Here is an 8,722-nt window from a genome sequence, read left to right on the forward strand (position 1 = left end):
AAACGCCAGCAGCAGAAACGACCAGCCTAGCCACGACACCGCTAACGGACCGTTGCTTAACAACAGATTTTGAAGATCGCTGCTGGCTGACACCGAGGCGTTGCTGGTCAGCACCATTTCCAGGCCGATAGCGATATTCATGCTGGTGAGCGTCGCCAGCAGCGGCAAAATCCCCAGCCAGACAATCGCCAGCGCGTTAAACAAACCCACAGCCGCGCCGGTTAACAGCGTCAGCAGCAGCGCAATCGCGATGGGCTGCCCGGCGTTGAGCTGGCTGGCAAACACCGCCGCACTTAGGCCAAGGTTGGCGGCGATCGACAGATCAATGCCGCCGGTAATGCCCTGCAAGCCGCCGCCGCTCAAAACCAGCGTTAAGCCCAGCGCCAGCGTGCCAACCACCGCGGTTTGCTGCAGCACGTTGCCAAGATTCATCATCGTAAGGAAAATCGGCGACAGCCAGGCAAAGACGGCTAAAACCAGCACAATAATCAGCAACGAAACGTGTTGCAGCCACTGCTGACCGCGCACACTGCGTGGCACTGCAAGCGTTGCAGAATGGGTAACATCACTCATGAAGCACGCTCCGTTAACGCGCCGGTGCCCGAAGCCCAGGAGAGAATTTCCTGATGGCTGGTGTGCTGTGCCTCCAGCGTGGCGACATGTTCGCCGCGCGCCAGCACCATAATGCGATCGGCCAGCGTTTGCAGTTCGAGTAAATCGGTGGAGAACACCAGAATCAGTGCGCCATCATCAGCCAGCTGCTGCAGCGTGTGATAAATCGCCGCCTTGGCAGCAATATCAACGCCCACCGTGGGCTCATCCAGCAGATACAGACGCGCACCGGTGTTTAACCACTTTGCCAACACCGCTTTCTGTTGGTTGCCGCCCGAAAGCTGGCGTAGCACCGCCAGCTGCCCCGGCGTGCGGATATCCAGCTGCTGGATGTTCTTCGCCACCAATGTGCTCTCCGCCTGGCGCGATACGCCGCCCCAGCGTAACAAGCGCTGCACCGTGGTTAAGCTGACATTGTCACGCAGAGACAGATCCAGCGCGACGCCGTTGGCGCGGCGATCCTCCGGTACAAAGGCGATACCGCGTTTCACTGCGGCATGCGGTGAAGCCGGCACGCCGCTCACTTCGCCCAGCGTAACCTTGCCGCTGACGCCGTTTTCCAGCCCGAACAGCGTGCGAATCAGCGCTTTACCGCCGGAACCTAACAAGCCGGTGATGCCGATGATTTCGCCTTGTCGGCCGGTGAATGACACACTGTGAAAACTGCCGGGCGCGCTGAGCGCAGTAACCTGCAGCACTTGCGCACCGGCGCGGCGCGACTGACGCGGTGCCAGTTCATGACGCGCATCGCCTACCATCGCAGCGATCAGTGCCGCCGGTGATAGCTGATCTGCGTTGAACTGCGCCACGTCTTTACCGTCACGCAGCACCGTGACGCGTTGGCATAGCTCCTGAATTTCATCGAGATAGTGCGAAACATATATCAGCGCGATGCCCTGCTGGCGCATGCGTTCAATCACCCGGAATAGCGCATGCACTTCATGGCGCGCCAGCGCGGCGGTCGGTTCATCCAGCACCACCACGCGCGGCGCGTTTTGCAGCACGCGGCAGATTTGCACCAGTTGCTGCTCCGCCACGCTCAGCGTAGCGATCAACGCATCAGGATCGAGTTGCAAACCAAAGTGCTGCTGCAACTGCTGCTCTGTCTGCTGGCGCATACGACGTCGCAGGATAAACGGCGTACCGGCTAAGCGCGGTTCGTTGCCGAGCCACAGCGCTTCTGCCACCGTCAGCGAGCCGGGCAACAGTCGCTCCTGATGCACGATGGCGATGCCCTGGCGCTGCGCCTGCGCGGGCGTAGACAATGCAAGCGGCTGACCATCCAGCTCGATGCTGCCGCGATCGGCGGCGTGAATGCCGCCTAACACTTTGATCAGCGTCGATTTTCCCGCACCGTTATGGCCAATCAGGCCGAGAACTTCACCGGCATGCACGCTGAGCGACACCGATTGCAGCGCAGGCACGCCATCAAAGGCTTTGCTGATGGCGTGCAGTTGCAACAGCGGCGCGTTATTTGCCATCCGTTTGACCCAGGGTTTTCTGCGCTTCGGCAGCGTTCTCTTTGGTCACCAGAATCGACGGCACATAGGTTGCAGGCGGCAACGAACGATCGCCAGCGAGGTATTTCGCCACGTTCTGCACCGCCGTTTGGCCAATCACATACGGCTGCTGCGCCACCACCGCTGCCGCGCTGGATTTGGGATCTTTAACCAGCGACACCACATCCGGGCTGCCATCCACCGCGTACGTTTTGATTTCATTGCGTCCGGCAGCATCTACCGCCTGCGTGGCGCCGATTTGCGGCACATCCCACGCCGCCCAAATCGCCTGTACTGAACCTTTCGGATATTTATTCAGTAATTGACTGATTTGCGCATACGCATCCTGCACGGTATTCGGGATGACATCGCGCAATTCAGGTTGGATAATTTTAATTTTCGGATACCACTTCAGCACGGCTTTTAACTGGTCGTAGCGCATTGCTACCACCGGCACGCCATAGAAACCGTTAAATACCAAAATATTGCCTTCGCCGCGCAGGTCATTTACCAGTTTTAATGCTAACTGTTCGCCAATATAAAAGTTATCCGATGTAGTGACGTTAATACTGGATGGGCTGGCGGTATCAACAGTAAATAATGGAATTCCCGCTTCGCGGATTTTTTTCAGCCAGGGTTCCAGCACCGACGCCGTGCCGAGCGTTTCAATAATGGCATCCGGCTTTTGCGCAATAAGCGTTTGAATCTGCGCAATTTGCTGCGACTCTTTACGCCCGCCATCCAGCGCAATCGGCGTTCCGCCAAGGCGCTTCACCTCATCTATTTGTCCCTGATAAGCTTTCAAATCCCAGTAGTGATCGGTACCCGCGACGGTGATGCCAATACGTTTACCCGCCAGCGACGGAATCGGTTGATCTTCGGCATGTGCCATTCCTGATAATAGTGATAAAGAAGCCAATAACAGACCTGCCAGGCGGTGATTTTTCATTCTTAATATCCCTGGAAACAATAAAATAATGTTGTATGACGCCTGTTATCTGGCGTGTGAAATAAAAATTATCACAGCCATTTTTTATCCATAATGCTATTTTCTCCTTAGGCTAGCTGGTGATTGGTAATAGCCAATACGCACTATTTTGGTGCGTGTTTTTACCGCTGCGCTTTGTCGGTTATTTATGCACATTTAAGTAAAGATACTGGTAATCCATACAGATAAGGTTCAGGATGGTGGCTCATCCTGGATTAGCACCCACGGCCATTCACCCTCAATCTGAGGGCTCGTAATGAACTTTTATTCAACTGAAACCGTTTGCGCCATTACCGGTGCCAACCGTGCCAATTTACGTCGCTGGTTGCGCGGTGGATTAATTTCTGAGAATCACGTCAATAAGGATTGGAGCCGACATCAGGTTGATGAAGTGCTCGCCATGATGGCATTAACCGCCGGTGGCGCCACGCTGTGGCAAATCTATCAAGGCAGACACTGCGGGCTCGATTACTCGTCGTCTGGTTGGGTGGCACGCCGTGGCGATCTGTTACGTCAACTGGAGCTGGGTTCTGACCGCGAACTGGCGCGTACCGTGCGCAATCTGGCGGGCGATTATAGCAGCGATGATTTCGTCAACGTGCTGATGAAACCGCTTAATCGCTGGCTGCGTGATGATACACGTCGCGGCGCATCGCGTCGGTTAACGCGCTTCCATGAGGCGATCGTGCATCACAGCGACTGCGTAAAACGCGCGTCAGCCCGTCAGCAGCAGATGCCGCTGTTGCTTGAAGTGGTCAGCACCGGCGATGAGACGGAAGTGTGGCTGGAAGCCATTCGCCTTACCGGACAAGGATTCTGCGTCGATGTCGATCAAACCTCACAACCGATGTTGTACGGTTCAGAAAGCCGTCACGATCATCACCTGTTGTGGTGCGGTGCCGGGATTAGCCATGAACGCATGACCCAATTCCAGCGCGGATTACGTTCCGGTAAACCGGTGATGCTCAGCGGACCAGATCGCAGCATTCATCCGGCAGTCGCTGCAGCCAAAGTTGCTTAGCCGGTGCATTTTGCACCGGTCTCACCGCTTATCGCATTCCGCACTTTGCTTATTCAAAAGAAGTAGTTAGCCACGGCAACAACGGTTAAGTCACATCTATTCCTCTTCTGTTACGCTCTCGCCTCCCAATCAGGAGGATCCATGAGTTCATTAATCGATATTTTCACCAGTCATAAAAGCGATCGCAGTTTTACCGACCTTCCCGTTGAGGATGCGGTGCTGGATCGCATCATTTCGGCCGCGTATCGCGCGCCAACCTCGGTGAACTCGCAGCAGGTCTCTTTGATGGTGACGCGCGATGCTGAGAAACGCGCGCAAATCTCACAGATTGCCGGCGGCCAACCGTGGATTGCCAAAGCGCCGGTGTTTATTACCCTGGTGCTGGATATGCATAAATCGCGCTTGGCGATGAACGCGATTGACCGCGAGCAGATCGCCCAGCAGAGCATCGAAAGCATTGTGTCGGGCTCAACTGACGTGGGGATTGCGTTGGGTTCGATCATGGCGGCGGCGCGCGCGGAAGGTTTGGGCATTGTGCCGATTGGCGGTATTCGTCGCGATCCGCAGGCATTAATCAGCTTGCTGGATTTACCGGAATACACCTTCCCGGTGGCGGGCGTGGTGATCGGCCATGTCGATCAGCCTGCGCATCAGAAGCCGCGTCTGCCGCTGGCAACCTTCCGTCATGAAGAGCGCTATCAGCGTGATGGACTGGAGCAGCACATCGCCGCCTACAATCAGGAAATGGTGCAGCACTGGAAAAATACCGGTCGTGATGATGGCGAGAGCTGGAGCGAAAGCGTCAGCGGTTATTATCACAAGATTTACTTCCCGCACGTGCTGGACGCGCTGAAGAAGCAAGGGTTTGGCAACGACAAGTAACGGCTTTTCCCCGCGCGCTCTGCGCGGGGAATTAAAAATTAACGCCCTTTCTTCTTACGACCCGGCTGCGCGAAACGCTGGCGATTAGCGGGTTTTGCACCCGCTTTCTCACCCGGCTTAGCTCCGGCAGCGGGCTTTTTCGCGGCGCTGGCCGGTTTCTTCTTAGCCTGCGTCTTCTGCGTTTTTTGATCTTCCGATGAAGAGTCTTCAATCAGTTTGAACAGGTCGATCAGCTCGTCATCGGTTAAATCGCGCCACTCGCCGAGCGGAATCCCTTTCAGACTGACGTTCATGATGCGCGTACGTTCAAGCTTGGTGACTTCAAAACCGAAGTGCTTGGTCATGCGACGAATTTGACGATTCAGCCCCTGAACCAGAATAATGCGGAAGACAAAGGTCGACTCTTTTTTAACTTTGCACTTCTTGGTCACGGTGCCGAGCATCGGTACGCCCGCGCCCATTCCGGCAATAAATTCATCGGTGATCGGCTTATCGACGGTGACCACATACTCTTTTTCGTGGTTATTACCGGCACGCAGGATTTTATTCACCAGATCGCCGTGGTTGGTGAGGAAAATCAGCCCCTGAGAATCTTTATCCAGACGACCAATCGGGAACACGCGTTTGCTGTGATTGACGAAATCACCAATGTTGTCGCGCTCCCCCTCTTCCATGGTGGTGATGATGCCAACCGGTTTGTTCAGCGCAATCAGCACTAAATCTTCTTCGTCTCGCGGCTCAATCAGCTGCCCGTTCACTTTGACTTCATCCCCCGCAAACACCTGCGCACCGACGGCAGCGCGTTTACCGTTAATGAAAACGTTGCCTTGTTCGATGTAACGATCGGCATCGCGGCGTGAGCAGATCCCGCTCTCGCTGATGTATTTGTTCAGGCGTGTGGATGAGTTAGGCAGCATGGTTCCTCCGAAAAAAAACGGACTATACAGCAACCTTAGGCGTTGGTTAAGCATCGCGACAATCATCAGCATTTCTCTTACCACGATATAACAGCACACTAACAATGTGGTTGTTGTCAGCGGATCGATCAGCGACAATTCGCACCCATCGTTTTTTCTTATGACAGAGTGATTCCCTCATGACAAATCAGCCATCGGTGACGTGGATAACATCCGTGCGCACCTTTCTGGCCCGCCTTTGGCCCCATCCGTTACCGGGAGGCAAAAAGCAGATGGTCATCGCCAGCATTGGCGCGGGATTGGGTTTAATGATTACCAGCCTGACCAGTCACTGGCTGCTGGGCGAAGTGAATCTGTGGTTTGTCGCGCCAATGGGCGCTTCGGCGGTGTTGCTGTTTGGTCTGCCGAACAGTCCGCTGGCGCAGCCGTGGTCAATTGTCGGTGGCAATCTGGTGGCGGGCGTTGTCGGTGTTACCACCGCATTGTGGGTTCCCCATGCTGCATTGGCGTGCGGCATCGCGGCCTGTTTGACCATTGCGCTAATGTTTCAACTGCGCTGCCTGCATCCACCGAGCGGCGCGGTAGCGCTGACCGCGATTTTAGGCGGTAACGGCGTCCAGCAGCTGGGTTACCACTTTATTTTAACGCCGGTATTGTTGAACTCGGTTTGTCTGGCGCTGCTGGCGTTGGTGTTTAATAATCTTGCCGGACGTCGTTACCCGCATCCGCTGGCGGCAACTGAAATCAAAGCACCGCCTGTGGTGATCGACGTTCCGATTACGCGTGAAGACCTGCATCAGGCGCTGGAAAGCGGTGAAGTGCTGGATATTGATGAAGATGATTTGCAGCAGTTGCTGCAGCGCGCCGAAGAGATTGCGATTCTTCGTCAGCGCGGGCAAATGCCGATATCATCTTGAGCGGTCGCCATGAATTGCGACCCTACACCGTATTCTTTCACGCGTACTTCATCGCCCTCAATTTCAACCACCGCAAATGGCACCTCATCAGCCCCATCCAGCATGCCTTTGAGCGTGTAAAAGCCTGTTTGACCGATGCGCGCAAAGCCGCCGCGGTGATCGTGTCCAGAGAAACAGCATTGTATGTTGTAACTAGAAAGCAGATCTGCCAGCGTGCTGCCGTTGAGTAAGTTGTGGCTGTTGTGCGGCGCCAGCGGATAATGGCCAAACACCACCACTTTCTCCCCTTGATGTTGGGCCTGTTGCAGCTGCTGCTCAATCCATGCCAGCTGCTGGGTGCCTACCGCACCGTTCCACGGTTTCGCCTGCGGCTGCTGACGCTCGGTCAGATCCACCAGCATCGCCTCCGCCTGTGCACGATCGTCACCGTTCTGAGAGTTGCAATAGAGGCTGATGTCGTTGCCGTCATAAACAATAAAACGCCAGCCCTGTAATCCAAAGGCGTAATAGCTTTTCGGCAGCGCGGCGGCTTCGTTGAGATGCTGCGCGATGGTCTGCGCATCGTGATTGCCCAACACCACCGCATGCGGATGTTCGAGGCGATCGTATATCGGCAATATCGCCGCGTAGCTGCTCCAATCGCGATCAACTAAATCCCCCAGCGTAACGACAAAATCCAGCGGCTGCTGATTTAACACCTCAATCGCCTGCGGTAACTTGCGCAGTGCATGACGATAGTAGAGATTTTTCGCAATATCGGCGTCGATGTCGGCATATTGAGGATCGGCAATCAAACCAAAACGCAGCGTGCTACTCAGCGGTGCGGAACGCACATCAGGTAAGGCATAGAGCTCGGCGACATCGCCCAGCAGTTCACGCTGTAATTCAGTCAGCGGATGCGGATAAGACACGAAAAGCACTCCTTAGCGAATACCGGCACGCATAAACGATTGAATAAACTGACGCTGGAAAATCAGGAACAGCACCAACAGCGGCAAGGTGGTCATCAAGGTAGCTGCACCAATCAACGCCCATTGCACGCCCTGCTCTGGCGCCGAGAACAGTTGCAAACCAACGGTAAGCGGCCGCACGTTGACGGAATCGGTAATCACCAGCGGCCAGAGGAAATCATTCCAGTGGAAGCTGATCGACACCAGCGCAAACGCCACATAAATCGGCTTCGCCAGCGGGATGTAGATCTTGCGCAGAATGTAAAAGCGGCTGGCACCTTCGACAATCGCCGCCTCTTCCAGCACCAGCGGAATACTTTTAAATGTCTGGCGCAGCAGAAAGATGGCGAATGCCGAGGAGAAATACGGCAGCGCGATGCCGGTCAGCGTATCGCGAAAACCCAGCGCGCCAATGGTTTTATAGTTATTCAGAATCAGCACATCTGGGCTGATCATCAGCTGCAGCAGAATCAGCGCGAAGATCGCGCCCGAGAATTTCAGGCGGAAGCGCACTAATGCGTAAGCGGCCATGGTCGCCAGAATCAGCTGCACCACCACAATCATCAGCACCAGCAAACTGGTATTGAGGAAGTAGCGACCAAAGGGCGCGGCGTGCCAGGCATTCACGAAGTTCTGCAAGGTCAGCGGCGAAAAAAGCGAAAAGCTCGCCTGATCGGATGCCTGATGAATCGCCACCCAAAACGCCACCAGAATCGGTAAAAACCACAGCAAAGCGGCAAGCCCAATAGCCGTATTCAGACACAGGCGACCAAACGTGATTGTCGGCTTCATTGGTAATGGGCTCGCTTGTCCAGCAGGTTGAATTTAAGCAGTGCAATCGCGGCGAGGATCACTAACAGCACCACCGTCATTGCCGCCGCCGCGGGCATATCCCAGAAGCTGAAAGCGGTGCGATAGATGTAGAACAGCAGCAAG

Annotated in this window: 9 protein-coding genes and 1 pseudogene; 3 read left to right on the forward strand and 7 right to left on the reverse strand. The window is 55.2% G+C overall.

What is annotated here, in order from left to right; translation table 11 throughout:
- The 3 genes from RTY00_RS08805 to RTY00_RS08815 all read right to left on the reverse strand — a co-directional run.
- On the reverse strand, window positions 1-573 hold a 573-nt coding region (locus RTY00_RS08805), incomplete at its 3' end, for an ABC transporter permease (protein ID WP_409519127.1).
- Entirely contained in the window at window positions 570-2,093 is a 1,524-nt protein-coding gene (locus RTY00_RS08810) for a sugar ABC transporter ATP-binding protein (RefSeq protein WP_312664149.1), read from the reverse strand. The genes RTY00_RS08805 and RTY00_RS08810, both read right to left, overlap by 4 nt.
- Window positions 2,083-3,060, reverse strand: coding sequence for a sugar ABC transporter substrate-binding protein (locus RTY00_RS08815; RefSeq protein WP_312664150.1), 978 nt, complete (start codon window positions 3,058-3,060; stop codon window positions 2,083-2,085). Before RTY00_RS08815 ends, RTY00_RS08810 begins: the two co-directional genes overlap by 11 nt.
- 295 nt (window positions 3,061-3,355) lie before the next feature.
- On the opposite strand from RTY00_RS08815, the gene RTY00_RS08820 reads away from it, so the two are divergent.
- Both RTY00_RS08820 and RTY00_RS08825 read left to right on the forward strand, forming a co-directional pair.
- The gene (locus RTY00_RS08820; RefSeq protein ID WP_312664151.1) at window positions 3,356-4,120 is read left to right on the forward strand and encodes a hypothetical protein; all 765 of its coding nucleotides are present in this window, start codon (window positions 3,356-3,358) and stop codon (window positions 4,118-4,120) included.
- 141 nt (window positions 4,121-4,261) lie between these two features.
- On the forward strand, window positions 4,262-5,002 hold the full coding sequence (locus RTY00_RS08825; RefSeq protein WP_312664152.1) for a nitroreductase family protein: 741 nt from the start codon (window positions 4,262-4,264) through the stop codon (window positions 5,000-5,002).
- Window positions 5,003-5,040: 38 nt separating this feature from the next.
- Here the strand turns inward: RTY00_RS08825 and rluF are convergent, their stop codons facing one another.
- On the reverse strand, window positions 5,041-5,919 hold the full coding sequence (rluF, locus tag RTY00_RS08830; protein ID WP_154156096.1) for a 23S rRNA pseudouridine(2604) synthase RluF: 879 nt from the start codon (window positions 5,917-5,919) through the stop codon (window positions 5,041-5,043).
- A gap of 179 nt (window positions 5,920-6,098) precedes the next feature.
- On the opposite strand from rluF, the gene RTY00_RS08835 reads away from it, so the two are divergent.
- On the forward strand, window positions 6,099-6,836 hold the full coding sequence (locus RTY00_RS08835; protein ID WP_312664153.1) for an HPP family protein: 738 nt from the start codon (window positions 6,099-6,101) through the stop codon (window positions 6,834-6,836).
- On the opposite strand, the gene RTY00_RS08840 is transcribed toward RTY00_RS08835, so the two are convergent.
- The 3 genes and pseudogenes from RTY00_RS08840 to RTY00_RS08850 all read right to left on the reverse strand — a co-directional run.
- Complete coding sequence (locus RTY00_RS08840) at window positions 6,806-7,747, reverse strand: metallophosphoesterase (RefSeq protein ID WP_312664154.1); 942 nt, start codon at window positions 7,745-7,747, stop codon at window positions 6,806-6,808. The genes RTY00_RS08835 and RTY00_RS08840 overlap by 31 nt on opposite strands.
- Before the next feature lie 12 nt (window positions 7,748-7,759).
- Window positions 7,760-8,578 carry a carbohydrate ABC transporter permease gene (locus RTY00_RS08845; RefSeq protein WP_312664155.1) on the reverse strand — a complete coding sequence of 273 codons (819 nt, stop codon included), beginning with the start codon at window positions 8,576-8,578 and terminating at the stop codon, window positions 7,760-7,762.
- Window positions 8,575-8,722, reverse strand: a pseudogene (locus tag RTY00_RS08850) (sugar ABC transporter permease); the annotation flags it as partial. The pseudogene RTY00_RS08850 and the gene RTY00_RS08845, both read right to left, overlap by 4 nt.

The organism is Pantoea sp. CTOTU49201 (assembly GCF_032054795.1).
Lineage (GTDB): Bacteria > Pseudomonadota > Gammaproteobacteria > Enterobacterales > Enterobacteriaceae > Pantoea > Pantoea symbiotica.

Coding starts and splice junctions, on each gene's coding strand:
- rluF (WP_154156096.1), bottom strand. CDS start 5,919: ATGCTGCCTAACTCATCCACACGCCTGAACAAATACATCAGCGAGAGC.
- RTY00_RS08815 (WP_312664150.1), bottom strand. CDS start 3,060: ATGAAAAATCACCGCCTGGCAGGTCTGTTATTGGCTTCTTTATCACTA.
- RTY00_RS08825 (WP_312664152.1), top strand. CDS start 4,262: ATGAGTTCATTAATCGATATTTTCACCAGTCATAAAAGCGATCGCAGT.
- RTY00_RS08820 (WP_312664151.1), top strand. CDS start 3,356: ATGAACTTTTATTCAACTGAAACCGTTTGCGCCATTACCGGTGCCAAC.
- RTY00_RS08845 (WP_312664155.1), bottom strand. CDS start 8,578: ATGAAGCCGACAATCACGTTTGGTCGCCTGTGTCTGAATACGGCTATT.
- RTY00_RS08835 (WP_312664153.1), top strand. CDS start 6,099: ATGACAAATCAGCCATCGGTGACGTGGATAACATCCGTGCGCACCTTT.
- RTY00_RS08810 (WP_312664149.1), bottom strand. CDS start 2,093: ATGGCAAATAACGCGCCGCTGTTGCAACTGCACGCCATCAGCAAAGCC.